Origin of the sequence: Nocardioides palaemonis, from assembly GCF_018275325.1 — a bacterium.
In the GTDB taxonomy this organism is placed as follows: Bacteria; Actinomycetota; Actinomycetes; order Propionibacteriales; family Nocardioidaceae; genus Nocardioides; species Nocardioides palaemonis.
Genome location: NZ_JAGVQR010000004.1, coordinates 803,311 through 829,211 on the forward strand (window position 1 = coordinate 803,311; position 25,901 = coordinate 829,211).

Below are 25,901 nucleotides of genomic sequence, written 5' to 3' on the forward strand. Positions count from 1 at the left end.
CGCTCAGTCGTCCTCGCGGGAACGCTGCTCGCCGGCCCACCTGGCCAGGCGACCGTTCTGCGACACCTGCCGCAGCCGCGCCTCGGTGGCCTCGCGCTGCTTGCGCGGGGTGACGACCACGAGGTCGTCGCCCGAGCGCAGGACCGTGCGGCGCTCGGGCACCAGCACCTCGTCGGCCCGGATCACCAGGGACACCGAGGCGCCCGCGGGCAGCCGGAGCTCGCCGACCTCGACGCCGTGCATCTTGGACGTCGGCGCGATCGTCACCTGCAGCAGGTCCGCGGCCACCCGCTCGAGCGGCGCCGCCTCGACGTCGAGCCCGCGCGGCTCCGAGCGTCGGGCCACCCGCAGCCACCGGGCCACCGCGGGCAGCGTGGGTCCGGTCAGCAGCGTGTAGACGACGACCATCACGAAGACGATGTCGAACAGGTCGTCGGCGCCGTCGACGCCCTCCGCGAGCGGGATGGTGGCGAGCACGATCGGGACTGCACCGCGCAGGCCGGCCCAGGAGATGAAGGCCAGGTCGCGCAGGCCCATCCGCTGCACGACGCTGCTGGCCACGACCGACAGGGGACGCGCCACGAAGGTGAGCACCAGACCGGTCACCAGGGCCTGCACGACGGTCGTGAGGTCGATGCGCCCCGGCGAGAGGAGCAGGCCGAGCATCACGAACAGGCCGATCTGCGCGAGCCAGGCCACCCCCTCGGCGAACGACCGGGTGGCGACGCGGTGCGGCAGCTCGCTGTTGCCGAGGATGAGTGCTGCGACGTAGATCGCGGCGAAGCCGGAGGCGTGGACCGCGGCGGCCGCGCCGTAGGCGGTGAAGGCCAGGCTCATGACGGCCAGCGGGTAGAGGCCCGACGAGGGCAGGGCGACCCGGCGCATCAGCCAGGCGCCGGCGACGCCGCAGGCGACGCCGATCAGGCCGCCGACGACCAGCTCGAACACGATCGTCCCGGCGACGCCGAGCAGCCCGGCCTCACCGGCCGCGCCCGTGGAGATCACGCCGACCAGGACGACGGTCGGGGCGTCGTTGAGGCCCGACTCGGCCTCCAGCGCACCCGTGAGCCGCTTGGGCAGCGGCACCACCCGCAGCACCGAGAACACCGCCGCGGCATCGGTCGGCGAGCAGATCGCCCCGAGCAGGATCGCGAGCTCCCAGGGCAGGCCGAGCAGCAGGTGGGCGCCGACCGCCACGACCGCGACCGACACCGCGACCCCCAGGGTGGCGAGCGAGACACCGAGCCGGATGCTGGGGCGCATCTGGCGCCAGTCGGTGGTGAGGCCGCCCTCGGCCAGGATGATCGCGAGCGCCCCGAACCCGAGGGCGTGCGCGAGCTGGGCGTCGTCGAACTGGATCGCGAACGGTCCGCCCTCGCCGAGGAGCACGCCGATCAGGAGGTAGATCAGCAGCGACGGCAGGCCCGCGACGGCCGAGACCCGCACGGCGAGGATGGCCGACAACGTCACGACCGCGCCGACCAGCACGAACGCGTCGAGCTGGTGGACGTCGAACGTCACGGACACCTCGTGCCATCGCCGGTGGACAGGTCGTGGGACCGATCCTATCGGCCCCGGGACGGCGCACGCCCCGCGACGGGTGGGGTGGGACGCGCGGTCGGGGTCGGGGAGAATCGTCGTCCGCGGTGCCACGTTTGGGACCCCACCCGGAGGGGTAGGCGTCCACCGACGAAAGGGTGTGATCGATGTACGGCGACACAGCCGCCGGGCGCCGGCGGGCGGCCCAGCTGCGCGAGCAGGGCGGCGACGTCCGGGCGCTCGCCGCCCGTCTCGTCTCCCAGGCCGAGGCGGTCCCGTGGCGCGGCAAGGCCGCCGAGGCGATGCGCGAGCGGGTCAAGGAGCGCGCCGCCCACCTGCGCGCCGCGGCGATCCAGCACGAGACCGCCGCCGAGTCGCTCGGGCGACACCTCCTCGAGGTCGACGCCCTCAAGGAGGCGATCGAGGTCCGCGCCCACAAGGCCCAGGCCCTCGTCGAGGACGCCCGCACGCGGGCCTCCGAGGCCGCGCCCGGCACCGAGCCCGACGCCGCCGACGGGGTGCTCCTCGCCTTCGACCCACCCCCGGCCGGCCACAGGGACTGGCTGACCGTCGAGCTCCCGGGACTCTGACATGGTGACCATCGACCTGACCACGCCGCCCGCGCCGCCCGCGAGCTTCCTCGACGCGATGGCGCGCCGGCTGGCGCTGACGCTGCCCGAGCTGCGGGCGGTCGCCGACCTCGCCGGCGGCGCCCCGCTCCCGTTCGACCTCGTGGCCACCGACGCCGGCGCGCACGGGGCCGGCTCGCTCTCGGGCCGGCTCGGCCAGAGCCGCGGGTCGGTGGAGGACACGGCCTACGCCGAGGCGCTGGCCTCGCTGCACGACCCCCACGACACCCTGCGCCGCCGCGGCCTGGTCGGCGACGCGGGCGCGGACCCCGGCCTGGTGGGCGCGGTCGGCCTGCTCGCCACCCCCCAGCTCGCGCTCGACATCGACGTCGCCGCCGGCAGCACCCAGGTCAAGGCCTGGCACCGCCACAGCGACGGAGCCGTGGCGAGCCTGTCGACCTGCGACGGCATCGTCTTCGAGCTGGCGTGGTTCCCGGTCGACCAGTGGACCGCCGAGCTCGCCCGCGTGACGTCGGTGCCCGAGGACCTCAGCCTGTCGTCCTCGCAGGTGCCGGCCCTCCTCGACGTCCCCTACGCACTGGCCGACTCGGTGGGCGAGGCGCTGCGCGCCGGTCGCTCCGACCTCGTCCCGGTCCTGATGTCGCAGGCCGACGGCGAGGTGCTCGCCGACGGCGACCCGCTGGGCGACGCCGAGGCGACCGCGGCGGTGTCCGCGGTCCACACCGAGGGCCGGGGACGGCTGCGGATCCTCGCCGCCGAGGTGTCCGACCGCGACACGACGTCCGTCGGCGTGGTGTCGTGGGTGCTCCTGCGCGACGGCTGGCACTCGCTGGTGCCGCGCCACGACGACGACGGACCGCGCGTGGCCGTGCGCCGCGTCGACCCCGACCACCTTGCCACCGAGCTGGCCCCCGTGCTCGCCCAGGTGACCACGTGACACCTCGCCCGGACCACCCCGCTCCCCCGACCCCCGATGCAGCAGGGACCCCCACATGAGCGACCTCGAGATCCCCCGCACCCACGCCGACAACCCCCCGGACCAGCACGCCACGGCGGCCTCGGTGGCGGCCGACAAGTACGAGCAGATGCTCGCGCTCGCCGACCTCTTCGACTCCTCCGGCAGCGAGATGCGCACCCGCGCCCGGCTCGGCGCGGAGATCCTGGGCGACGACGACGTCGTCGGCACCGCCGAGCTGTCCCGGGCGACCTGGGGCCAGGCGGAGGAGGACGTACGCGCCGCGACCACCGGCAAGCAGGGCCTGCTGACCCGCTCGGTCGAGCTCGACGCCGACGCGCTCGTCGTCCGCGCCACCGTCCTCACCTACCGCTGGATCGACGAGCTGCAGCAGGCGGCCTACAAGACGCTCGGGTCCATCGCCGGCCGCGCGATCGGCTACCTCGCGCCCGAGGTCGCGCTCGGCGGCGCGATCGTGAGCGCGGGCCTCATCGAGACCGACGCACTCGACCGCGAGGGCGTCACGGCCTACCTCAACGAGCTGGCCGAGAACAACCCCGACCTGATGGACCACCTCTCCGGCGGGGGCGGCCTGCTCGACGGGCTGCACATGCGCTCGCTGCTCACGGCAGGGGTGCTGGCCACCGACCAGGGAGCCCACGCCGCCCGCGGCGGGCTGCGCGCCATCGGCGTCGCGCCGTTCCCGACCGATGCCATCTCCGCGTTCCGGGACTCGGCCGGGTCCTTCGTCGACACCGAGGAGGACGAGGCCCCGGAGGTCGAGGCCGCCGAGACGTCGGCGCCGCGGTCGCTGGAGGAGCTGATGACCACGCTGCTCGCCGAGGACCGGCGGATCAGCGTGCAGCGCGTCGGCGCCGGCCGCTACATCGCCTACCTCCCCGGCACGCCGGGCCCCGAGTCCGGGCGGCTGCGCCTGGTGGGAGCCGACCCGTCGACCTCGGCCGCGCAGGTCGTCCGCGCGATCGAGAAGGCCCTCGCCCCGGACGACGAGGACCCCCGCGTGATGCTGGTCGGCGCCGCGGCCGGCGGCACCCTCGCCGCCGAGATCGCCGCCTCGGTGCGCTCGTCGCGCTTCGTCATCGACCAGGTCGTGACCGCGGGCTCGCCGTCCGCGCAGGTGCCCCGGATCCCCGACACCACCCGCGTGCTGTCGCTCGAGGACCGCTCCGACCCGGTCGCCCTGCTGGGCTCGCTCATCAACGCGGCGATCCCCAACCGGCTGACCGTGGTCTTCGACGGCGCGACCGACGACGCCGCCCACCTCTACGTCGCCGGTGCCCGTGCGGCCGACAGCGCGGAGCACCCCGAGCTGCGGGCCGAGATCACCCGGATGCAGGAGCTCGGCTACCTCGTCGGCTGAGCGCCGCCGGCCGCGGGCGGGTCAGGCGATGCCGTGGACGAACTCGCCGAGCTGGGCGAGGTTGCGGCACTCCAGCATCGGCAGCAGCTCGCCGTAGCGGTCGGCGGCGCTGTCACCCGTCCCCCAGTGCCGGGGGTGCTCGGGGTTGAGCCACCAGGCGTGGCGCGCCCGTCCGACCAGCTCGCCGAGCACCGGCAGCGCGAGGTCGCTGTGGTTGGAGCGCGCGTCGCCGAGCACCAGCAGCGAGGTGCGCGGCCCGACGGCGTCGCCGTGCGCCTCGGCGAACCGGGTCAGGGCCCGGCCATAGCTCGTACGTCCCCACATCGAGGCGTGGGCCGTGCTGGCCGCGAGGCCCTCCATCACCTCCACCACGTCGGCGCCCGGACGGAACCGGTCGCTGACCTCGACCACGTCGTCGACGAAGGTGAAGGCCCGCACCCCGCCGAACGCCTCCCGCAGCGCGTAGACCAGCAGGAGGGTGAACTGCGCGAAGCTCGCGACCGACCCGCTGACGTCGCACAGGACCACCAGGTCGGTGCGGTGCGGGCGGCGCGGCCGGTGGTGGGTCGCCAGCGGCACGCCGCCGGTGGCGATCGAGGCCCGCACGGTGCGGCGCACGTCGAGCGGCCCGCGGCGGCGCGCGTGCTGCTCCTTGGCCAGCCGCGCGGCCAGGCGGCGGGCGAGCGGGTAGATCTCGCGGCGCATCTCCTCCAGGTCGCTGCGCCGCGCGGCGAGGAAGTCGAGCCGGTCGATCGTGGGGCGGACGGTGGTGTCGACGACGTGGGCCGGGCCCTTCTCCTCCGCGATCCGTCGGCGGGCGTCGCCCTCCACCAGCCGGGTGAAGTCGCCGATGCGACGCGCCGCGGTCCGCTGCGCCTGCTCCGGGTCGACGCCCGGGCCCAGCAGCGCCTGCACCAGCCGGTCGGCGAGCTCGGCGGGCGCGACCCGCTGGAGCGAGGTGTAGGCCGACCAGCTCGACAGGCCGGGGCCGCGGCCGGGCATCGCCCCGAACCGCGCCACCGCGTCGACCGCGAGGTCCTGGAGCGCCGCGGGGTCACCGGCGGCGAGCGCCTCGGCCAGCGCCTCGCGGAACCGGGCGAGGTCCGCGCCGGAGTCGCGCACGGGCGAGCCGTCGGCGGCAGCGCTGGCCCCGTCCCCGATGAGGCGCGGGTAGTAGACGTCGAAGACCGCGTCGAACGTCACCCGCTGCGGCTGCCGCTTCACGAGCGTCGCGGCGTAGGCCGCGCGGACCGTCTCGCGGTCGTGCCAGCTCACCTTCTCCAGCGCCGCGATCGCGTCGAGGCCCTCGGCCAGCGACACCGGGAGGCCGGCGCCGCGCAGCGCCTCCACGAAGCCGATGTGGGTGTCGAGCAGGCTCACCGCCGGCTCACCTCCTGCTCATCGGGAGGCCAGCTTGAGCTCCCGCAGCGCCCGCTGGTGGTCGGAGGCGTGCTTGAGGACCACCCCGAGCGTGCGGGCGACGGTCGCCTCGTCGAGGTCGCCGGTCTCGAGGGCGAGCAGGGTGCGGGCCCAGTCGACGGACTCCGCGATCGACGGCGCCTTCTTGAGCTCGAGCTCGCGCAGCCGCACGACGACGTCGACGAGCTGGGCGGCGACCCGCTCGTCGAGGCCGGGGACCTGGCTGGTGACGATCTCGCGCTCGCGCTCGGCGCTCGGGTAGTCGAGGTGCAGGAACAGGCAGCGTCGCTTCACCGCCTCGGACAGCTCGCGGCTGGCGTTGGACGTCAGCACGACGAACGGACGCCGGGTGGCGGTGACGGTGCCGAGCTCGGGAATCGTCACCTGGAAGTCGCTCAGCACCTCCAGCAGCAGCCCCTCGACCTCGATGTCGGTCTTGTCGACCTCGTCGACGAGCAGCACCGTCGGCTCCTCGCGCCGGATCGCGCCGAGCAGCGGGCGGGTGAGCAGGAACTCCTCGGTGAAGATGTCGTCGTGGGTCTCGTCCCAGGTCGCGCCGTCTCCGCTCGCCTGGATCCGCAGCAGCTGCTTCTTGTAGTTCCACTCGTAGAGCGCCCGCGCCTCGTCGAGGCCCTCGTAGCACTGCAGCCGCACCAGCTCCGCGCCCGTGGCGCGGGCAACCGCCTTGGCCAGCTCGGTCTTGCCGACGCCGGCCGGGCCCTCCACCAGCAGCGGCTTCTCCAGCGTGCCCGCGAGGTAGGCCGTGAGCGCGGTCGCGTCGTCGGTGAGGTAGCCGGCGCCCCGCAGGCGGGTGGTCGCGTCGTCGGGCGAGGAGAACCAGGTCGTCACGCGGGCGAGCCTACGTCCAGCAGAGGGGGCGGGATTCGAACCCGCGGTAGGTCTCCCTACGACCGCTTTCAAGGCGGTTCCGATCGGCCGCTCCGGCACCCCTCCTCGTACGCCGCCGGGGCGCCGCACTCAGCGGGACTCTACCGTGGGAAAATCGGGCGGTGACGACCGAGACCCCCACCGTCTACCGCCTCGCCCCCGCCGTCGCGGCGCGCCTGCTCGGCGTCGTCCTGGTGCTGGTCGCGGTGCTGATCCTGGTCTGCACCCTCACCATCGCGGTGCTGGACCTGCACACCGTCTTCCTCCTCGTCCCGGTCGCGCTCACCGTCGTGGTGCTGGCCGCGAACTTCTGGGCGTGGCGCGAGAAGGGCTGGGTGGCCCGGTTCACCGCCGAGGGCTACCGGATCCAGTGGGTGCGCGGGGTCGGGACGGCGTCCGGGCGGTGGAAGGACGTCGAGGACGCGGTCACCACCACCGTCGCCGACGCGCCGGTGGTCGTGCTGCGCCTGCGCGACGGCCGGACCACCACCATCCCGGTCGAGATGCTCGCCATCGACCGCGAGTCGTTCGTGCGCGAGGTCCAGCAGCACCTCCAGCGCGGGCACGGTCTCACGAAGTTCTGAGCCGGACACCCCGAGGAGATTCGGCGCGGGGGCTCCGGGCCTTGTACCCTTCACAGCGCCCGGCACGCGCCGGGCATGGAGGCGTCGCCTAGTCCGGTCTATGGCGCCCGCCTGCTAAGCGGGTTTGGGGCTACAACCCCATCGAGGGTTCAAATCCCTCCGCCTCCGCCGCTGGTCGGCCCCCTGTCCCACAGGGGGCCGATCGCTCATTTCGCGTCGTTTTGCAGGAACGTGCATTGCACAGACCTGCAGACGCATCGACATGACGCGGTCGGAGGACCTGGGTGATGATTGAGGTCGTCATCCCCTGTGACGTGACACATGACAACGAGGTGAAAGCCAACATGACCCCAGTCCGCCGCATCGCAGCCGCCGCTCTCGTGGCCGCCCTTGGCATCGGAATCGTCGGTGTCGGGGCCGCGCCCGCCAACGCCGACTACACCTGGGGCACGAAGATCAAGGTTCCCCGCTGACCGACGTGCCATGATGTGCACGCAGTGAAGAGCCGAGACACGGACCCCCTCAACCCCCCACGAGTCTGGTCCGACTGGCCTCCCCCACAGGCCCGTCTCGGCATTCGAGGGCAGCAGCTCACCCGAGCTGCTGCCCTCGATCCTTGTCCGGAGGTCGCTCAGGCGTCCGGCTCGTCGGCCTCGCGACCGGAGATCCCCCGCTTGCCCATCTCGTAGCCGAGCTGGAAGCGCGTCTCCACCTCGAACTCGCTCTTCAGGTCCGCGACGTAGCCGGCGTAGGTCCGCGGGCTGACGCCGAGGCGCTTGGCGCCCGCCGGGTCGGCCCGGCCCTCGAGCAGCATCCGGATCGTCATCGCGCGCTGCTCGGCGGCGATGTCGCGCATGAGGGAGGACTCGCTGCTGGTGAAGGGACGCGCGCGCTCCCAGTGCCGCTCGAACATGTCGACGAGGTAGGACACCATCGACGGCTCGCTGATCACCATCGCGGCGTTGAGGCCCTCGTGGCTCGGGATGACCGCGATCCGCCGGTCGACGACGATGAGCCGGTTGAAGAACTCGTCGAGGGTACGCACCTCGGCGCCGGCGGCGGAGACCGCCGCGACGTACTTGCGGGTGTCGGTGCCGCGGCGCGCGGCGTGCTGGTAGAGCGTCCGCATCCGCACGCCGCGCTTGAGCAGGGCGATCTCCCGCGCGGTCACCTCGGCGAGCTGCTTGACGCCGCGCCGGTCCTGCGGCTGCGCGCTGAGCAGCTCCTCCTCCGAGTCGGCGACCATCGACTCCAGGAAGGTGCGGATCGTCGCCTCGCCGCGGATCTCGGTGAACGGACCGCCGACCGCGCTGGGCGAGCGCCGCCAGGCGTGCGAGAGCGAGCTGAAGGCCTGGGCCCAGTGGGCGGACTCCGCGATCAGCTCCGCGCCCTGCTGGCCCAGCGGGGCCACGACGCGCGCCTGCACGGCGGCGGGGTCGACGGCGCGCCAGCTGGTGGCGTCGTCGCCCTGGACGACGAGCCCGACCTCGGCGAGGAGCTCGAAGGCCTCACGCAGCTCGCCCCGCCGCCCGATGCGGCGGTCGGTGGCGCTGATGCCCCCCGAGGTGACGATCTCCTCGTAGAGCGGAGCCGACTTCTCCTCGAAGACCGCGCGCTCGTGCTGCCCCAGGGGCATGACCCACCTCCACTCCCCCCGTGCGTCCCAGTGATGAGGATCGTGCCACACCCGTCCCACTGGCCACCCGAGAAGCGCGGCCGGTACGACGACGCCGACCTGCCCCCGGACGGGTCGGGGACAGGTCGGCGTCGGCGGTCGGGCGGCTCAGGCGTCCAGGCGCGCCTTCAGCGTGTCGAGCTCGCTCCAGAGCACGGCCGGGAGGTCGTCGCCGAACTTCGCGAACCACTCCTCGATCTGCGGGATCTCGGCCTTCCACTCGTCCGCGTCGACGGCGAGGGCCTGGGCGAGCTGCTGCTCGGTGAGGTCGAGGCCGTCGACGTCGAGCGAGCCCGGGGCCGGCACGTGGCCGATCGGGGTCTCGATCGCGGCGGCCTGGCCGTCGATGCGCTCGATGACCCACTTGAGCACGCGGCTGTTCTCGCCGAAGCCGGGCCACAGGAAGTCGCCGTCGTCGCCGCGGCGGAACCAGTTGACGTAGAAGACCTTCGGCAGCTTGGCGGCGTCGTGGTCCTTGCCGACGTTGATCCAGTGGCCGAAGTAGTCGCCGGCGTTGTAGCCGATGAACGGCAGCATCGCCATCGGGTCGCGTCGCACCACGCCGACGGCGCCGACGGCGGCCGCGGTGGTCTCCGAGGACAGCGTGGCGCCCATGAAGGTGCCGTGGTTCCAGTCGCGCGCCTCGGTGACCAGCGGGATGGTGGTCTTGCGCCGACCGCCGAACAGGATCGCGTCGATCGGCACGCCGCGCGGGTCGTCGTACTCGTCGGCGAGGATCGAGCACTGCTTGATCGGCGTGCAGTAGCGGCTGTTGGCGTGGCTGGAGAGCTCGTCGGACTCCGGGGTCCAGGGCTCGCCCTTCCAGCTCGTGGCCTCGGCCGGCGTGTTCTCCAGGCCTTCCCACCAGACGTTGCCGTCGGGGGTGAGCGCGACGTTGGTGAAGACCGAGTTGCCCTTGCGGATGGTCTCCATCGCGTAGGGGTTGGTGTGCTCGTTGGTGCCCGGGGCGACGCCGAAGAAGCCGTACTCCGGGTTGACCGCCCACAGCCGGCCGTCCTCGCCGACCCGCATCCACGCGATGTCGTCGCCGATCGCCTCGACCGTCCAGCCCGGGACGGTCGGCTTGAGCATGGCGAGGTTGGTCTTGCCGCAGGCGCTCGGGAAGGCGGCCGCGACGTACTTGGTCACGCCCTGCGGGGAGGTGAGCTTGAGGATGAGCATGTGCTCGGCCAGCCAGCCCTCGTCGCGCGCCATCACCGACGCGATGCGCAGCGCGTAGCACTTCTTGCCGAGCAGGGCGTTGCCGCCGTAGCCGGAGCCGAAGCTCCAGATCATCCGCTCCTCGGGGAACTGCACGATGTACTTGGTGTCGTTGCACGGCCACGCCACGTCGGCCTGGCCGGGCTCGAGCGGCATGCCGACCGAGTGCAGCGCGGGGACCCACTGCGGGTCGTGACCGGCGGCGGTGAGCTCCTCGATGCGGCGCAGCACCTCGGTGCCCATGCGGGCCATCACGCGCATCGAGACGGTGACGTAGGCCGAGTCGGTGACCTCGATGCCGAACATCGGCTTCTCGGCGTCGAGGTGGCCCATCACGAAGGGGATGACGTACATGGTGCGGCCCCGCATGCAGCCGGCGTAGAGGCCGCGCATCAGGTCCTTCATCGCCGCCGGGTCCATCCAGTTGTTGGTCGGACCCGCGTCGCGCTCGTCGACCGAGCAGATGTAGGTGCGGTCCTCGACGCGGGCGACGTCGGTGGGGTCGGAGGCGGCGTGGAACGAGTTCGGCATCACGTCGGGGTTCAGCCGGGTGAAGGTGCCGGTCGCCTCGAGCGAGGTGGTGAGCTCGGCCCACTCCTCGTCGGAGCCGGTGCACCAGTGGATGCGGTCGGGCTGGGTGAGCTCGGCGACCTCGGCGACCCAGGCGAGGATGGCCTCGTGGGTGGTCGGAGGGGTCGTCTGCGTGTCGATCGTTGCGGTCATGACCGGTTCCTTCAGCGTTCGTCGCGGGTGGTTCGCGCGGCCTCGTTGTCGGCGACTTGCGCCGGACGCTAGCCCGTGCCCCGGGGGCCACCTATTGGATCGATCACAGACGTGTGACCTGCGTCTCCACCCCCCGGAAAACCCCAGAACTTGGGCTTTTCCGGTGCTCAAGTCGGTCCCGAAGGGGCGCTTTTCGGCCTCTTCGGGACGTGCTGATCGGGCGGCTCAGCCGGCCCGGCGCGCGAGCGCGTGGGGGCGCCGGAGGAACTGCTCGACGAACTCGTCGTAGGCCGCCGGTCGGCCGATGAGGTAGCCCTGGGCGAGGTCGACGCCCTCCTCGCGGCACGCCTCGAGGATGGCCGGCTCGGAGACGAACTCCGCGACCGTGCGCTTGCCGAGGTCGCGGGCGATGCCGACGATCGAGCGCATGATCGTGCGGTCGACCGACGACTCGTGGACGTGGGCCACGAACTCGCCGTCGATCTTCACGTAGTCGAAGAACAGGTGCTTGAGGTAGTAGAAGGACCCGAAGCCCGCCCCGAAGTCGTCGAGCGCGAACGCGCAGCCGAGGCCGGTCATCCGGGCGGCGAAGTCGCGGGCGAGCGCCACGTCGGCCACGGCCGCGGTCTCGGTGATCTCGAGGATGAGCGCCGAGGGGTCCACCCCGTGCCGCTCGAGCGAGTCGACGATGGCGCGCTCGATCTCGGGGTTGCCGATCGAGTGGCCGGAGAGGTTGACCTCGAGGCGGAACCCGGGGTCGTGCTCCGCGCGGATCCGGGCGAGCAGCGCCAGGCTGCGGTCGACCACCCAGGCATCGACCTGGGGCATCAGCCCGACCCGCTCGGCGATGTAGACGAACCGCGACGGCGGCACGAGCTCGTCGTCCTCGCGCAGGCGCAGCAGCACCTCGGCCGAGCGGATCCGGCCGTCCGCGATGTCCATGATCGGCTGGAGGTGCAGCTCGAAGCGGTCGTGCTCCAGCGCCTCGTCGATCCGGCTCTGCCAGTGCAGCCGGGTCGCCGCACGGGGGCCACGGGTGTCGCCCTCGGAGAGGACCGCCACCTGGTTGCGGCCGGCCTCCTTGGCGTCGTACATGGTCATGTCGGCCAGCGCGAGGATGTCGGAGGAGTGCTCGGTGGCGGCGCGGAAGGTGACCGCGCCGACGCTCGCGGTGACCCGGCGACCGACGCCGTCGAGCGTCGCGGCGTGCGCGCCGACGCGCTGGACGACCAGCTCGGCCACCCGGCGGGTCGCGTCCTCGTCGGCGTCGGTGAGCAGGATGGCGAACTCGTCGCCGCCGAGCCGGGCGACCACGTCGGTGCTGCGGATCGAGCGGCGCAGCAGCCCGGCGATGGTGATCAGCAGCTGGTCGCCGGCGTTGTGGCCCAGCGAGTCGTTGACCTGCTTGAAGTTGTCGAGGTCGAGCAGCAGCAGGGCGCCGTCCGGCCCGTTGCGCTGGCAGCGGTCGAGGTGGCGCTCGAGCTCGCTCTCGAAGCGGCGCCGGTTGGCCAGGCCGGTGAGCACGTCGTGGTCGGCGAGGTGCGCCAGCCGGTCGAGGTAGCGCCGGCGCTCGGACATGTCGACGACGTTGACCATCGTGATGTGCCCGAGGTCGGCGTCGCTGACGACGGTGCTGCTGAGCGAGACGTGGACGTCGTTGCCGCCCGAGTCGCGCAGCCGGCACTCCGCGTCGAGCGACTCGCCGCGGCGCAGCGACCCGACCCGGCCGAGGTGGTCCTCGAGGCGGTCCTCCCCCGGGGTCTCGAACGCGCTGAAGCGGTGGCCGACCATCTCGGAGGGGTCGAGGCCCACGAACACGGCCATCGAGATGTTGACGCGGATGACCGTGCCGTCCGCGTCGAGCAGCGCGACGCCGTGGGGCGCGTCGTCGAAGAGGCGCTCGACCCGCGCGGTCGCCGTACGCGCGCGGCGGGCCTGGTGGGCGAGGTCGCCCACGATGCGCTGCACCACGGGGGCGACGAGCAGGGCGACGGCCGCCCACAGCACGCTGCCGCGCCAGTCGCCGAGCGCCAGCAGGGTCGCGACCGACAGGCCGCCGGCGACCCACAGCTGCCGCGGGGTCCCGGTGAGCGCCAGCCAGAGGATCGGCAGCGCCAGCAGGATGGTCAGGTCGGAGGAGGGTCCGCCGGACGCGGCGGAGACCAGCCCGGCGTAGGGGACGAGGACGTACGCCGCGCACGGCTCGAGCCACGCGAGGTCGGGGCGACGGCTGCTCGTCACGAAGACCAGGGCGGAGCAGGCCAGCACCGCGGCGGCCAGGCCGACCGCCCACCACGGGCGGTCGTCGTAGGGCGGCAGCAGGACCGCCAGCAGGCCCAGCGCGGCGACGGCCCCGAAGGGCAGCGCGAGCGCGGTCGTACCCCTCGCCAGGTCGGAACGACCCAGCCTCTCCCGGTCCTCAGTCTGCCCACGTCGCACCACGAAAGGGTAACGACGCAGGGGCCTCACGGGGGCGGAATCACTCCTTCTCGAGGTCGGCCGCCACGCGGCGGTGCGCCTCCCAGATCTCCTCGGGCATCCGCTCGAACTGGGCGAGGTGCTCCTCGCGGAACCCCATCTCCTGCTGCCAGCGCTCGGTGTCGATGGTGAGGATCCGCTCGAGGTCCTCGGCCGGGACGTCCATGCCGACCAGGTCGAGCTCCTCCTCGGTGGGCAGGATGCCGACCGCCGTGCGGCGGCCCTCCACCTCGCCGTTGCGCAGCTGGAGCAGCCACAGCAGCGGGCGGAGGTTGTCGCGGTAGCCGGGCCACAGGAAGTGGCCGTCCTCGGCGTCGCGCTGGAACCAGTTCACATGCGCGAAGATCGGCTGGTCCGTGGCGGCACCCACCACGTCGAGGTAGTGGCGGGCGTAGTCGCCCTCGCCGTAGGCCATGAACGGCCGGTTCGACATCGGGTCGTAGCGCAGCTGGCCGTCGACGCCCTCCGCGGCGAAGGTGGCCTCGGCGCCGAGGGTGAGCCCGTCGTAGACGCCCTCCGCCAGGTCGGTGATCGCCCGGATGAGGGGCTCGCGGTCGCGGGTGCGGCCGCCGAAGATGATCGCGTCGATCGGGACGCCGACCGGGTCGTCGTAGTCGGCGGCGACGTTGGGGACGTTGGCGAGGGTGGTGGTGAACCGGCTGTTGGGGTGGGCCCAGGCGGCGGTGTCGTTGTCCTTGCGGTCGGCGAGCGGCGCGCCCGTCCAGTCGAGCCAGCCCTTCACGTCGGTCGGGGGCTTGGGGGTCTTGCCCTCCCACCACACCTCGCCCGTGGCCGGGTTGTGCGCGACGTTGGTGAAGATGCACTCGGTGCCCTCGGCGATCGAGGCGAGCGCGTTGGGGTTGGTCTTCTCGTTGGTGTCCTTCGCGACCCCGAAGACGCCGTACTCCGGGTTCATCCCCATCAGCCGGCCGGTCTTCTCGTCCACCCACAGCCACGCGATGTCGTCGCCGTAGAAGGACACGTGGTAGCGGTCGCCCAGCGCGTCGGGCGCCGCCATCATCGCCAGGTTGGTCTTGCCCGAGGCACTCGGGAAGCCGCCGCAGACGTGGTACGTCTTCCCCGTCTCCTTGTCGTGGATGCCGATGAGCATGTACTGCTCGGCGAGGAACTTCTTGCTGGCCCACCCGTCGTACGCGCCCTGGCGCAGGCCGTGGGCGATCTTGCCGAGCAGGGCGTTGCCGCCGTAGGACGACCCGAAGTGCAGGATCGTCCGCTCGTCGGCGACGGTGACGAAGTAGCGCTGGTCGTCGGGGGTGCCCTGGCCCAGGTGCTCCAGGTCGCCGGTGACGTGGACCGCGCGCACGAAGGAGTCCGGGTCCTCGAGCTCGTTGACGAACTGCACGCCGACGCGCGCCATCCGGATCATGTGCAGCACGACGGTGCGGGTGTCGGTCAGCTCGACGCCGGCCGCCCACGGCGCGAGCGGGTTGCCGGGGGGCGCCATCAGGTAGGGGACGACGTACATCGTCTTGCCCTCCGAGGCGCCGCGCATCCGGTCGTGGAGCATTGGCTTCATCTCCGACGCCGGACGCCAGTTGTTGTAGACGCCGCGGTCCAACTCGTCGTTGGTCGCGACGATGGTCCGCTCCTCCGAGCGCGCGGTGTCCTTGTGGTAGCTGCGGGAGTAGTACCGACCCTCGCCGGCGCGCTGGAGCTCTCCTGCCGCCACCGCCTCCTCGAGCAGCCGGGCATCGTCGGAGGCGTTGACGACCTCGACGTGCTCGGCGCCGGTGAGCTCGGCGTACTCCGTGACGAACGCACGGACGCGGGGGTTCGTCAGCCCGGCCTCGTCCAGGACTGCCTCGAGATCTGCCATCGCGCTGCCTCTCTTCGGTGGGGTGCTAGGCACCCTAGGCCACGGTCCGGGGGGTCGGACCGACTCGGGGGGTGGGGGTGATTTCGCTCGTCCGGTGCACGTCGGCTATCCTCGTCCAGTCCTCGCACGCAACAGCGTCAGCGGCGGACGGGCGCCTGTAGCTCAACGGATAGAGCATCTGACTACGGATCAGAAGGTTTGGGGTTCGAATCCCTACAGGCGCGCAGGACGAGCGGCTCCGACCTCCGGTCGGGGCCGTTCCTGCGTCTGGGCCGCCGCGTGGCGTGCTCGCTTGGCCCGCATGGCTCCGAGCAGGAACACGCACATGCCGACCACCACGAGCGTCGCCAGGACCGCCAGCCCCTCGGCCCACACGAGCGGGGACCAGTCGTGCTGGACGTACTGGTGGTTCACCATCGGGACCTCCTGGGGAGTGGTGTTCGTCGATGCCTCCACCCTCGTCCTGACCCGCCGCGTCCGGCAGGACCAAAGGGCCCGGGCGACCGGGACGGACGTCCCGGGGGTCGGCCTAGGCTGGGTCCGTGCCACCGATCGACGACGCCTCCCGCCCCCGCGTGGCCGGGTCCGTCGACCTCACGCCCCGGCAGCGGATGGCCGGGGACCACCTCCGGATGATCCACGACCACTTCCGCGCCCAGCTCGCCGCGCTGGGCCGCGCCGTCGAGTCGCTGCGCGACGGCACGGGGTCGGCGGGAGCCGTGCGCGCCGAGGTCCACGCCCTCGCCCCCGCCCTGTCCGCGCAGCAGGTCGCCGGCATGTGCGGCCAGGTCTGCCGCTTCCTGACCATGCACCACACGATCGAGGACCAGAACCTCTTCCCCGCCGTCGCGACGCTGTCGGACTACGCCCCGGTCGCCGCCCGGCTCGCCGAGGAGCACCTGGTCGTCCACGCCCACCTCGAGCGCGTCGACGACCTCGCGGTCGCGGTCGCCGCGGACCCGTCCCGGGCCGACGAGCTGGTCGAGGCGGTCGCCGACCTGCGGGCGGACCTGGAGTCGCACTTCGCCTACGAGGAGAGCGAGATGACCGAGCCGCTGGGACTGCTCGGCCTCGGGGTCTGACGTTCTGCCCGTTCTCCGTTCTGCTCTGGGCGGAACCGCTGGGCAGCGCGCCGGGGCGTGGCTAGCGTCGGGACATGGGCCAGATCCTGCCGTTCCCCGACCGCGACGACGCCTCCCCCGCTGCCGCCGAGCCGGAGCCGCTCTGGCGCGAGCTCGTCGGTCGCGAGCTGCACCGCGAGCGCGTCCGCCGCGGCGAGCGCCTGGTCGACGTCGCCGGACGAGCCGGCGTGTCGGTGCAGTACCTCTCCGAGGTCGAGCGCGGGCTCAAGGACCCCTCGTCGGAGATGCTGCAGGCGATCGCCGGCGCGCTCGACCTCGGCACCCGCGAGCTCGCCACCCGCGCCGCCCGGCCCGAGGCCCTCGCACTGGCCGCCTGAGTCGAGCAGGCCGACCACAGCAGGCAGTTCGGCGCTGGGCTGTGCCCGCTGAGCGTGGCGACGGCGTACCGAGCCGCGAACTGCCTGCTGAGGTGAGGCACCAGCCCTCGGGGTCAGGCCAGCAGCGGCTGGTCGTGGAAGACCGTGTCGACGACCCCGTAGTCGACGGCCGCCTCGCCGGGGAGCACGAGGGTGCGGTCGGTGTCCTGGCGGATCTGCTCGGGCGTACGCCCGGTGTGGCGCGCCAGCACCTCCTCGAGCACCAGCCGCACCCGGGCCACCTCGTCGGCCTCGAGGATGAGGTCGGGCACGGTGCCACGACCCTGGGTCGCGGGCTGGTGGAGGACGACGCGACCGTGGGGCAGGATCGCCCGCTTCCCCGGCGCGCCACCGGCGAGCAGGACCGCGGCGGTCCAGGTCGCCTGGCCGACGCAGACGGTCTCCACGTCGGGCCGGACGAACTGCATGGCGTCGTAGATCGCCAGCGACGCCGAGATCGAGCCGCCGGGACTGTTGACGTAGAGGCTGATCGGCACCTCGGAGCTCTCCGAGGCGAGGTGCAGCAGCTGGGCGATGACCGCGTTGGCGACGCCGTCGTCGATCTCGGTGCCGAGGTAGACGATGCGCTCGGAGAGCAGCCGGGAGTAGAGGTCGAGGGTCCGCTCGCCGCGCGGCGTCTGCTGCACGACGTAGGGGATCGTGTAGCCGCTCATCGCGCACCTGCCAGGCCGACCGCGTGCCGGCGCCCGGGCGTGACGTCGTCGACGCCGGTGATGAGGTGGTCGACGAAGCCGTAGGCGAGGGCCTGCTCGGCGCTGAACCAGCGGTCGCGGCGGGAGTCGCGCTCGACGGTGTCGCGGTCCTGCCCGGTGTGCTCGGCGATCAGCCCGAGGACCGTGTCGCGGGTCTGGCGCAGGTCCTCGGCCTGGAGCTCGATGTCGACGGCGGTGCCGCCGATCCCGGCCGACCCCTGGTGGAGCAGGACCCGGGCGTGGGGCAGGACGTAACGCTTGCCGGGCGTGCCGGCCGACAGCAGGAACTGCCCGGCGCTGGCCGCCATGCCCATCGCGACGGTGCTGACGTCGTTGGGGATCAGGCGCATCACGTCGTGGATCGCGAGCATCGCGGAGACGGAGCCGCCGGGGCTGTTGATCCAGAGGCTGATGTCGGCGCGGGGGTCGTCGGCGGAGAGGAGGAGCAGCTGGTGCATCAGCCGGTTGCCGTTGCGCTCCTGCAGCTCCTCGCCGAGCACGACGATGCGCTCGTGCATCAGGCGGCGGACGAGCTCGTCCTCGATGCGTTCGGTGGTGTGGGTGCTCATGCCGTCCAGCGTGCGGCGCCGCACGCGCGGACCACAGGGTGTTCTGCCCGGGGCGGATCCGCTCCCGGCGGACTCAGCGGTCCAGCAGCGGGCGCGAGGGGTCCCAGGTCGTGCCGTCGCGCTGGTCGCGGCGCCGGCGGGCGATCGCGGAGAGCGACTCGAGGACGACCCGGTTGGCCAGGGCGGCGGTGATGTCGGCGTGGTCGTAGGGCGGGCTGACCTCGACCACGTCGACGCCGACGACCGGCAGCTCGAGGCAGATCCGGCGGACGGCGTCGAGCAGCTGGCGCGCGCTCAACCCGCCCGGCTCCGGGGTGCCGGTGCCGGGCGCGTGGCCGGGGTCGCAGACGTCGATGTCGACGGACAGGAAGACGCCGTCGCACTCGTCGGTGGCGATGGCGAACGCCTCGGTCAGGCAGTCCTCGAGGCCGCGGTGGACGATCTCGGTCATCTCGTAGGACCGCATCCGCTGCCCGGCCATCCAGTCGAGCGTCTCGGGGCCGGGCCAGTAGCCGCGCAGGCCCACCTGGAGGAAGCGGTCGCCGCGCAGCGCACCGGACTCGATCAGCCGCCGCATCGGCTGGCCGTGGCCCCACAGCGACCCGAACTCGATGTCGCCGGTGTCGGCGTGGGCGTCGAAGTGGATCATCGAGACCCGCCCGTGGCCGAGCACGTTGGCCACGCCCTTGGCGTCGGGGTAGGCGATGGAGTGGTCGCCGCCGAGCACCACGGGGATCGCGCCGGCGCGGGCCACCTTCTCGACCGCCGCCTCCAGCACGCCGAGGGCGCGCTCGATGTCGCCCGGCGGCATCTCGACGTCGCCGGCGTCGACGACGCGCAGGTCGACCAGGCCGTCGGTGCGCAGCGCGAGGCTGGGCCGCGAGCCGTCGTGCGGGAGGTAGTCGGTCATCCGGATCGCCTGCGGCCCGAAGCGCGTGCCGGGCCGGTGCGACGTCCCGCCGTCGAACGGCGCCCCCACGACGACCACGTCCGCGTCGGCGTAGGACCCCGGGTCGTCCAGGTCGCAGGCGGGCACCCCGAGGAAGGTGATGTCGGGGCCGAACTGTGCGCCGTAGCGGGCCATGGGGCCGATGCTAGGGCCAGCCCGGGGTCAGTGCTGCGTGTCGCCGAGGCTGAGCCGCGCGGGGACCAGGCGCCACACGGCGTACGCCGCCAGCGCGGCCCCGACCGCTCCCACGGCCCCCATCGACGCGAAGGCGGTGACGAAGGCGTCGGCCGCCTCGGTGGCCCACGGGCCGCCGGCCGCACCCGCCAGGGACTCGCCGGTCGCGGCGTCGACCCCGTCGGGGAGGCCGGCGCGGTAGACCGCGCCGACCATGCTGCCGAGGAAGGTGATGCCGAGGACGGCACCCAGCTCGTAGGTGATCTCCTCGATCGCGGCCGCGGACCCCGCTTGGTCGTCGCTCGCGGCGCCCATGATGAGCGCGGAGCCGAGCCCGAGGGCCGACGTGCCCAGGCCGACCACGGCGAACGCGACCGCGATCCACGGGTAGGTCGTCGGCAGCACCGCGACCAGCGCCAGGCCGACCGCCAGGACCACCAGGCCGGCGGCGAGCACCAGCCGCGGGCTGGTGCGCTCGGCGAGGGCCGGGGCGAACGGCGAGGCGAGCATCGCGCCGACCGCGAGCGGCAGCAGCGCCAGGCCGGCGCGCAGCGGGCTCATCCCCTCGACCAGCTGCAGCCACTGGCTGCCGGTGAAGAGCACCGTCGCCATCAGCGCGCTGCTGGCCAGGGCCGCCACCACACCGGCGCGCAGCACCGGCTGGCGGAACAGCCGGACGTCGAGCATCGGCCGGTCGGAGCGCAGCGAGCGGTGCACGAACAGCGCCAGGGCCGCGACGCCGAGGGCGAGCAGCCCCACGGTCGGCAGGGTCGGTCCGTGCTTGCCGAGCTGCTTGACGGCGTAGACCGCCGCGGTCATCCCGCCCGCGGAGAGGACCACGCCGGTCGCGTCGACGCGGCCCGGGCGCGCCGAGCGGCTCTCGCGCAGCAGCCAGAGACCGGCGACGATCGCGACGACCATGAGCGGAACGTTGACCAGGAACGCCGCGTGCCAGCTGTACGCCTCGAGCAGCGCACCGCCCACGACCGGGCCGACGGCCGCACCGAGCGCGGCCGTGGCACCCCACACGCTGAGCGCCAGCGTGCGCTCGCGGGCGTCGTCGAAGGTCGAGCGGATGAGGGAGAGCGTCGACGGCATCACCATCGCCCCGCCGAGCCCGAGGAGCGCGCGGATGGCGACCACCGCGGCGGCGCTGTCCGCCCAGAGCACGGCGAGCGACCCGACCGCGAAGGCGGCGTAGCCCGTGACGAGCATCCGCTTGCGGCCCCACCGGTCGGCGAGCGCCGTGACCGGCACGAGCAAACCGGCGAGCGCGAGGGCGTAGACGTCCACGACCCAGAGCTGGGAGACGGCGCTGAGGTGCAGCTCGTCGGTCATGGCCGGGAGCGCGACGTTGAGGATGGTCATGTCCATGACCACCACGAGGAGGCTGGCCGCGAGCACGGCGAGGGCCCACCAGCGCCTCGGGTCGGAGGCGGTGCGGGGTGCGGAGGCGACGGGGCTGGTCATGAGGGGGCGATCCCGGTCAGGAGGGTGGACAGGACGAGGTGGGCGACGTCGCGGCGGGCGACGTCGCCGAGCCGCACGGCCTCACGGCCGGCGACGAGCTGTCCGTAGACGGAGTGGCCGAACCAGCGCAGCGGCAGGTCGGCGCGGACCACGCCCGCCTCCTGGGCGGCGGCGAACAGGACGGTCTCGCGATCGGCGAGGTGCTGCGTGCGCCCGGCGAGCGCCTCGTTGGCGAGGATGACGTGGTCGGTCAGCGCGAAGGCGTGGTCGTCGGAGTCCTCGACGTAGCCCTCGACGAGGGCCTCGAGGGTCGCGCGGATCGCGAAGGCGTCCGCCGCGGCGGCGACGTCCTCGACCCCGGCCGCGTCGAGGCGGCGCTCCCACTGGTCGAGCGAGCGCGTGCCGAGCTCGAGGAGCAGCGCCTCGCGGGACTCGAAGTGCCGGTGCAGGGTCGCCCGGCTGACCGACGCCGCCTTGGCGATGGTCGACATCGACGCACCGGGGTCGGCGTTGAGCAGGCGCTGCGCGGCGCCGAGCACGTCCTCGCGGTTCGAACCCATGGACACCCCTCCCTCGAGTGAGACATCAATGTCTCATTTGAGATAATGGTGTCGCAACTCGGCTCACCAGCCGGGAAGGGCGGCGAACCGCTCCCCGATCAGCTGGTGGGTCGCGCCGTCGGGGTGCAGGTTGTCCGGCAGGGGCAGCCGCTCGGCGTCGGCCGGGCCGTAGAGGCCGAGGCCGTCGACGTAGGACAGGTGCGGGTCGGCCCGGCGCTCCACCACCTCAGCGAGCACCTCGCGCACGACCTGCAGGGTGAGCGCGCCGGCCGCCACGGCGGCGGGGTCACCGCTCGCGACGAACGCGACCCGGCCCTCGGCCATCGCCGCCAGGTCGGGCGCGGTGGGCCCGGGGGTCGACTCGTGGGCGCCGCAGAAGATCGGCGAGACCAGCCGCAGCGGCGTCTCGGGGTGGCCGTCGCGGATCGTGTCGAGCCACCCGTGGACCGCGGGGCCGAGGACCCGGCGGCGCATCACGTCGCCGTTGACCAGGTTGATGCCGAGCTTGACGCTGATCCGGTCGGCGGGGGTGTCGCGGATCGTGCGGGCCACGAACGGGTCGAGCATCGCGCTGCCGCCGAACCCGAGGTTGAGCAGGTCGAGGCCCGCGAGCCGGGCCGCGACCACCGGCCAGGTGCCGGTCGGGTGGGTGGCGTTGGAGCCGTGGCTGATCGAGCTGCCGTGGTGGATCCAGCGGGGGCGGTCGTCGGCCAGCGGCTCGAGGGGCGCGTCGGCGCGCACGGCGACGACCTCGGTCTGCTCGTCGTGCGGCAGCCAGACCTCGAGCGCCTTGTCGCCAGCGGGGAGCGCGACGGACAGCGTGGTCGGCGGCCCCGCCTCGAACGTGTTCGCGCCGGTCATCATGTCGACGGTGAGCACGTTGCCGCCGGGGGCGGTGAGCTGCTCGACGAGCGCGCCGTCGACCAGCACGTCGTAGCGCCCGTCCGGGCGGGCGGGAGCACCGGCGTACTGCCGCTTCGTGGGCAGCACGTCGAGCTCGAGACGGGTCGCCGCGGTCCGCGCGGCGAGGCGTACGCCGGAGGGCTGGACCTCGACGAGCCGCAGCTGCGGGTCGTCGGTCTGGGCGCGGGCCCAGGCGGGCAGCCGGTGCGGCAGGAGGCCGGCGGCGGTGGGCTCGAGCTCGACGGCTCCGCGGACCAGTGCGGCGACGTCGGGGACGGGGGTGAGGGTGGTCATGAGGTGTGGGTCTCCCAGGATCGGACGAGGGTGTCGAGACCGTCGAGCACGCGCTGCCAGGTCTCGTCGGAGGTCGGGGCGCCGGCGACGTGGCCGAAGGCACCTGCCGCGTCGAGCGCGGCGTAGCCGTGGAAGGTGGCGCCGAGCAGCCGCACCGCGTGGGTCGCGGCGTCGTCGGAGAGGTCGTAGCCGCGGAGCACGGCGCGGACCAGCGCCGCGTGGCGGGGTCCGGCGCTGGCCGCCGCGGTCTCGCGGTCGAAGGGAAGCCGGGTGGCGGCGTAGCGACCCGGGTGCTCGCGGGCGTAGGTCCGCCAGACGTCGCCGAGCGCCCCCAGCGCGGCACGCCCACTGACGCCGGCGAGCGCCGCCGCCGCGAGGTCGGCGGTCTCCTCCAGCGCGAGCAGCGCGACGCGGGTGCGGACGTCGGCGGCACTGCGGACGTGGGCGTAGAGGCTCGGGACCGCGACGCCGAACTGGCGCGCGAGCGCCGCGAGGGTCACGGCGTCCAGCCCGACCTCGTCGGCCAGGTCGGCCGCCGCCCGCGCGACCGCGTCGGCGGTGAGTCCTGCTCGGGGCACGGCATCTCCTTCGTTGTTGAGTCCGCATCCTAACATCATTAGGAACTGTCGGGGTAGTCCAGTGTCCAACGGTCGCCGCGGGGTGCGATCGACAGCAGGACGTCACTGAGCTACCACCCGGGGATGCGGACCCATTGACTTTAGTTCGAGACTCGTACTTAATAGGTCGGGTGACCCTCGTGCTCGGCCTCGACTCCTCCACGCAGTCGACCAAGGCGGTCCTCGTCGACGCCGACGACGGCCGGATCGTCGACACCCGCACCGCGCCGCACCCGCCCGGCACCGAGGTCGACCCGCGCGCCTGGCTGGACGCCGTCGACGCGGCGACCGAGGGGCTGCTCGACCGGGCCGACGCGGTCGCCGTCGCCAGCCAGCAGCACGGGATGGTGGCGCTCGACGACACGGGCGTCCCGGTCCGCGACGCGCTGCTCTGGAACGACACCCGCTCCGCCGGGGCCGCGCGCGACCTAGTCGCGGAGATGGGCGGGCCGCAGGCCTGCGCCGACGCCGTCGGCAGCGTGCTGGTGGCCTCCTTCACCGCGGCCAAGCTGCGCTGGGTGCGCGACCACGAGCCCGACACCGCGGCAAGGGTCCGCTCGGTGCTGCTCCCCCACGACCACGTCTCGCGCCACCTCGCCGCCCCGGGCACCGACCCGTTCACCGACCGCGGCGACGCGTCCGGCACCGGCTACTTCGCCACCGCGACCGGCGAGTGGCGCCCCGACCTCGCGGCCCGGGCGATCGGCCACGAGGTCGCCCTGCCGCGCGTCGTCGCCCCCGGCGCCGTCGCGGCCCACACCGCGTCCGGCGCGGTCCTCGCGGGCGGCACCGGCGACAACATGGGCGCGGCGCTCGGCATGGCGCTCGAGCCCGGCGACGTGCTCGTCTCGGTCGGCACCTCGGGCGTCGCCTCGGCCATCAGCAGCACGCCGGTGGCCGACGGCACCGGCACGGTGACCGGCTTCGCCGACGCCAGCGGCGGCTTCCTGCCGATGGTCACCACGATCAACGCGGCCGGCATCCTCGACCTCCAGGCACGCTGGCTCGGCGTCGACCACGCCGGCCTCGCCGACCTCGCACTGGCCTCGACCCCGGGCGCGGGCGGCGTCACCCTCCTCCCCTACTACGGCGGGGAGCGCAGCCCGAACCGCCCGACGGCGGTCGGCACCTGGACCGGGCTGACCCCGTCCACCAGCCGCGAGGACCTCGCGCGGGCGGCGTACGAGGCGCTCCTCTGCTCGCTCGCCGACGCCGTCGACCGGCTGGTCGCGGCGACCGGCGAGGAGCCGCGCCGGGTGCTGGTGGTGGGCGGCGCGACGAGGAGCGCGGCGCTCCGCGCCCTCGCCCCCGCGGTCCTCGGCCGCCCGGTCTCGCTGCCGCCCGAGGGCGAGTACGTCGCGCTCGGCGCGGCCCGCCAGGCCGCCTGGGCGCTCGCCGGCACCGATGCCCCACCCGCCTGGTCGCCCGGCGCGACCACGGTCCTCGAGGCCGACCCGACCCCCGACGTGCGCGCGGCGTACGCCGAGCTGCGGACCCGCACCGCACCCTGGAACGACTGACACGGAAGGCACCACCATGAGCACCGCGATCCCCACCCCCACCCCCGAGGACAAGTTCTCCTTCGGCCTCTGGACCGTCGGCTGGCAGGGCGTCGACCCGTTCGGCGGCGCCACCCGGCCGCCGATGGACACCGTCCACTCGCTCGAGAAGCTCGCGGAGCTCGGCGCCTACGGCGTGAACTTCCACGACGACGACGTGATCCCCTTCGGCAGCGACGACGCCACCCGCGACCAGATCATCGACCGGTTCAAGAAGGGCCTGGCCGACACCGGCCTCGTGGTCACCACCGCCACGACCAACCTCTTCAGCCACCCCGTCTTCAAGGCCGGCGGCTTCACCAACAACAACCGCGACATCCGCCGCTTCGCGATCCGCAAGGTGATGCGCAACGTCGACCTCGCGGCCGAGCTCGGCGCCAAGGTCTACGTCGCGTGGGGCGGCCGCGAGGGCGCGGAGTACGGCGCCAGCCAGGACACCCGCGTCGCGCTCGACCGCATGAAGGAGGCCTTCGACCTCCTCGGCCAGTACGTCGTCGACCAGGGCTACGACCTGAAGTTCGCCATCGAGCCCAAGCCCAACGAGCCCCGCGGCGACATCCTGCTGCCGACCATCGGCCACGCGCTCGCCTTCATCAACCAGCTCGAGCGCCCCGAGCTCGTCGGCGTGAACCCGGAGATCGGCCACGAGGAGATGGCCGGCATGAACGCCGCCGCCGGCTACGCCCAGGCGCTGTGGCAGGGCAAGCTGTTCCACATCGACCTCAACGGCCAGAACGGCCCGAAGTACGACCAGGACCTGCGCTTCGGCGCCGGCAACGTGCGCGGGGCCTTCTGGGTGGTCGACGCGCTGCTCGCCGGCGGCTACGACGGCCCGGTCCACTTCGACTTCAAGCCCTCGCGGATCGAGGACGAGGACGGCGTGTGGGTCAGCGCGGCGGCCAACATGCGCAACTACCTGATCCTGCGCGAGAAGGTGAAGGCGTTCCGTGCCGACCCCGAGGTGCAGGCAGCGCTGGAGGCGGCCCGCCTGCCCGAGCTCGCCCGGCCCACGCTCGGCGAGGGCGAGGACTGGAAGCAGCTGCTCGACTGGGAGCTGCCCGACCCCGACCAGCTCGGTGCGATCGGCGCGGCCACCGAGCACCTCGACCAGCTGGCGCTCGAGCACCTCTACGGCGTCCGCTGACCGGCCAGCGGTCCGGCGCGGCCACCGAGGGGCTGCGGCGGGCCAACACCGCTGCGGTCCTGCGCGAGCTGCGCCGGTCCGGGCCGTCCACGCGGGCCGGGCTCGCGCAGCGGACCGGGCTGGCGAAGGCCACCGTCGGGGTCATCGTCGCCGACCTCGAG

The 25,901-nt window shown here is 73.4% G+C and carries 24 protein-coding genes and 3 tRNA genes; 11 read left to right on the forward strand and 16 right to left on the reverse strand.

Annotated elements, in window-relative coordinates; translation table 11 throughout:
• Window positions 1-3: 3 nt before the first annotated feature.
• Window positions 4-1,521 carry a potassium/proton antiporter gene (locus KDN32_RS19575; protein ID WP_211734016.1) on the reverse strand — a complete coding sequence of 506 codons (1,518 nt, stop codon included), beginning with the start codon at window positions 1,519-1,521 and terminating at the stop codon, window positions 4-6.
• A gap of 185 nt (window positions 1,522-1,706) precedes the next feature.
• On the opposite strand from KDN32_RS19575, the gene KDN32_RS19580 reads away from it, so the two are divergent.
• Genes KDN32_RS19580 through KDN32_RS19590 form a run of 3 tightly spaced genes read left to right on the forward strand, consistent with a single transcriptional unit; the run spans window position 1,707 to window position 4,465 of the window.
• Window positions 1,707-2,129 carry a hypothetical protein gene (locus KDN32_RS19580; RefSeq protein WP_211734018.1) on the forward strand — a complete coding sequence of 141 codons (423 nt, stop codon included), beginning with the start codon at window positions 1,707-1,709 and terminating at the stop codon, window positions 2,127-2,129.
• 4 nt (window positions 2,130-2,133) lie between these two features.
• Entirely contained in the window at window positions 2,134-3,066 is a 933-nt protein-coding gene (locus tag KDN32_RS19585; protein ID WP_211734020.1) for a hypothetical protein, read from the forward strand.
• Between the two features lie 55 nt (window positions 3,067-3,121).
• Window positions 3,122-4,465 (forward strand): hypothetical protein, encoded by a 1,344-nt coding sequence (locus KDN32_RS19590; RefSeq protein ID WP_211734022.1) that lies wholly within the window; start codon window positions 3,122-3,124, stop codon window positions 4,463-4,465.
• Between the two features lie 21 nt (window positions 4,466-4,486).
• Here KDN32_RS19590 and KDN32_RS19595 read toward each other — a convergent pair whose 3' ends face one another.
• From KDN32_RS19595 to KDN32_RS19605, 3 genes are all read right to left on the reverse strand, one after another.
• Window positions 4,487-5,845, reverse strand: coding sequence for a VWA domain-containing protein (locus KDN32_RS19595; protein ID WP_211734024.1), 1,359 nt, complete (start codon window positions 5,843-5,845; stop codon window positions 4,487-4,489).
• Between the two features lie 18 nt (window positions 5,846-5,863).
• A complete protein-coding gene (locus KDN32_RS19600) occupies window positions 5,864-6,733 on the reverse strand; it encodes an AAA family ATPase (protein ID WP_211734026.1) in 870 nt (289 codons plus the stop codon).
• A 20-nt stretch (window positions 6,734-6,753) separates the two neighbouring features.
• Window positions 6,754-6,838 (reverse strand) — tRNA-Ser (locus KDN32_RS19605).
• Window positions 6,839-6,894: 56 nt separating this feature from the next.
• Here KDN32_RS19605 and KDN32_RS19610 point away from each other — a divergent pair.
• The 3 genes from KDN32_RS19610 (at window position 6,895) to KDN32_RS19620 (ending at window position 7,829) form a co-directional block, all read left to right on the forward strand.
• Window positions 6,895-7,356 (forward strand): hypothetical protein, encoded by a 462-nt coding sequence (locus KDN32_RS19610; protein ID WP_211734028.1) that lies wholly within the window; start codon window positions 6,895-6,897, stop codon window positions 7,354-7,356.
• Window positions 7,357-7,433: 77 nt separating this feature from the next.
• Window positions 7,434-7,524, forward strand: a tRNA-Ser gene (locus KDN32_RS19615).
• A gap of 119 nt (window positions 7,525-7,643) precedes the next feature.
• Window positions 7,644-7,829 carry a hypothetical protein gene (locus KDN32_RS19620; RefSeq protein WP_211734030.1) on the forward strand — a complete coding sequence of 62 codons (186 nt, stop codon included), beginning with the start codon at window positions 7,644-7,646 and terminating at the stop codon, window positions 7,827-7,829.
• Window positions 7,830-7,987: 158 nt separating this feature from the next.
• On the opposite strand, the gene KDN32_RS19625 is transcribed toward KDN32_RS19620, so the two are convergent.
• The 4 genes from KDN32_RS19625 to KDN32_RS19640 form a co-directional block, all read right to left on the reverse strand.
• Window positions 7,988-8,992, reverse strand: a complete 1,005-nt coding sequence (locus KDN32_RS19625; protein ID WP_211734032.1) for a TrmB family transcriptional regulator — start codon at window positions 8,990-8,992, stop codon at window positions 7,988-7,990.
• A gap of 147 nt (window positions 8,993-9,139) precedes the next feature.
• Window positions 9,140-10,975, reverse strand: coding sequence for a phosphoenolpyruvate carboxykinase (GTP) (locus KDN32_RS19630; protein ID WP_211734033.1), 1,836 nt, complete (start codon window positions 10,973-10,975; stop codon window positions 9,140-9,142).
• A gap of 225 nt (window positions 10,976-11,200) precedes the next feature.
• Window positions 11,201-13,414, reverse strand: a complete 2,214-nt coding sequence (locus tag KDN32_RS19635) for a putative bifunctional diguanylate cyclase/phosphodiesterase (protein ID WP_211734035.1) — start codon at window positions 13,412-13,414, stop codon at window positions 11,201-11,203.
• Window positions 13,415-13,454: 40 nt separating this feature from the next.
• Window positions 13,455-15,290, reverse strand: a complete 1,836-nt coding sequence (locus KDN32_RS19640; protein ID WP_211734037.1) for a phosphoenolpyruvate carboxykinase (GTP) — start codon at window positions 15,288-15,290, stop codon at window positions 13,455-13,457.
• Between the two features lie 151 nt (window positions 15,291-15,441).
• Here KDN32_RS19640 and KDN32_RS19645 point away from each other — a divergent pair.
• Window positions 15,442-15,514: transfer RNA gene (locus KDN32_RS19645), tRNA-Arg, on the forward strand.
• On the opposite strand, the gene KDN32_RS19650 is transcribed toward KDN32_RS19645, so the two are convergent.
• Entirely contained in the window at window positions 15,504-15,707 is a 204-nt protein-coding gene (locus tag KDN32_RS19650) for a hypothetical protein (protein ID WP_211734039.1), read from the reverse strand. The two genes, KDN32_RS19645 and KDN32_RS19650, sit on opposite strands and share 11 nt — an antisense overlap.
• Window positions 15,708-15,832: 125 nt before the next feature.
• On the opposite strand from KDN32_RS19650, the gene KDN32_RS19655 reads away from it, so the two are divergent.
• Both KDN32_RS19655 and KDN32_RS19660 read left to right on the forward strand, forming a co-directional pair.
• Window positions 15,833-16,372 carry a hemerythrin domain-containing protein gene (locus KDN32_RS19655; RefSeq protein WP_211734041.1) on the forward strand — a complete coding sequence of 180 codons (540 nt, stop codon included), beginning with the start codon at window positions 15,833-15,835 and terminating at the stop codon, window positions 16,370-16,372.
• A 74-nt stretch (window positions 16,373-16,446) separates the two neighbouring features.
• The gene (locus KDN32_RS19660; RefSeq protein ID WP_211734043.1) at window positions 16,447-16,749 is read left to right on the forward strand and encodes a helix-turn-helix domain-containing protein; all 303 of its coding nucleotides are present in this window, start codon (window positions 16,447-16,449) and stop codon (window positions 16,747-16,749) included.
• Window positions 16,750-16,862: 113 nt separating this feature from the next.
• Here the strand turns inward: KDN32_RS19660 and KDN32_RS19665 are convergent, their stop codons facing one another.
• The 7 genes from KDN32_RS19665 to KDN32_RS19695 all read right to left on the reverse strand — a co-directional run bounded on the left by KDN32_RS19665 (window position 16,863) and on the right by KDN32_RS19695 (window position 22,998).
• Window positions 16,863-17,462 carry a ClpP family protease gene (locus tag KDN32_RS19665; protein WP_211734045.1) on the reverse strand — a complete coding sequence of 200 codons (600 nt, stop codon included), beginning with the start codon at window positions 17,460-17,462 and terminating at the stop codon, window positions 16,863-16,865.
• Window positions 17,459-18,070, reverse strand: a complete 612-nt coding sequence (locus KDN32_RS19670; RefSeq protein WP_211734047.1) for a ClpP family protease — start codon at window positions 18,068-18,070, stop codon at window positions 17,459-17,461. The genes KDN32_RS19665 and KDN32_RS19670 overlap by 4 nt, the downstream gene beginning before the upstream one ends.
• Window positions 18,071-18,143: 73 nt before the next feature.
• Complete coding sequence (gene speB, locus KDN32_RS19675; protein WP_211734049.1) at window positions 18,144-19,154, reverse strand: agmatinase; 1,011 nt, start codon at window positions 19,152-19,154, stop codon at window positions 18,144-18,146.
• Window positions 19,155-19,181: 27 nt separating this feature from the next.
• The gene (locus KDN32_RS19680; protein WP_211734051.1) at window positions 19,182-20,663 is read right to left on the reverse strand and encodes an MFS transporter; all 1,482 of its coding nucleotides are present in this window, start codon (window positions 20,661-20,663) and stop codon (window positions 19,182-19,184) included.
• Window positions 20,660-21,223 (reverse strand): TetR/AcrR family transcriptional regulator, encoded by a 564-nt coding sequence (locus tag KDN32_RS19685; RefSeq protein ID WP_211734053.1) that lies wholly within the window; start codon window positions 21,221-21,223, stop codon window positions 20,660-20,662. Before KDN32_RS19685 ends, KDN32_RS19680 begins: the two co-directional genes overlap by 4 nt.
• A 63-nt stretch (window positions 21,224-21,286) precedes the next feature.
• A complete protein-coding gene (locus tag KDN32_RS19690; RefSeq protein ID WP_211734055.1) occupies window positions 21,287-22,420 on the reverse strand; it encodes an SGNH/GDSL hydrolase family protein in 1,134 nt (377 codons plus the stop codon).
• Entirely contained in the window at window positions 22,417-22,998 is a 582-nt protein-coding gene (locus KDN32_RS19695) for a TetR-like C-terminal domain-containing protein (RefSeq protein WP_211734057.1), read from the reverse strand. Before KDN32_RS19695 ends, KDN32_RS19690 begins: the two co-directional genes overlap by 4 nt.
• Before the next feature lie 170 nt (window positions 22,999-23,168).
• Here KDN32_RS19695 and KDN32_RS19700 point away from each other — a divergent pair, with 170 nt between their 5' ends.
• Window positions 23,169-24,557 (forward strand): FGGY family carbohydrate kinase, encoded by a 1,389-nt coding sequence (locus KDN32_RS19700; RefSeq protein WP_211734058.1) that lies wholly within the window; start codon window positions 23,169-23,171, stop codon window positions 24,555-24,557.
• Between the two features lie 16 nt (window positions 24,558-24,573).
• A complete protein-coding gene (xylA, locus tag KDN32_RS19705; protein WP_211734060.1) occupies window positions 24,574-25,740 on the forward strand; it encodes a xylose isomerase in 1,167 nt (388 codons plus the stop codon).
• The last annotated feature ends 161 nt before the right edge of the window (window positions 25,741-25,901 follow it).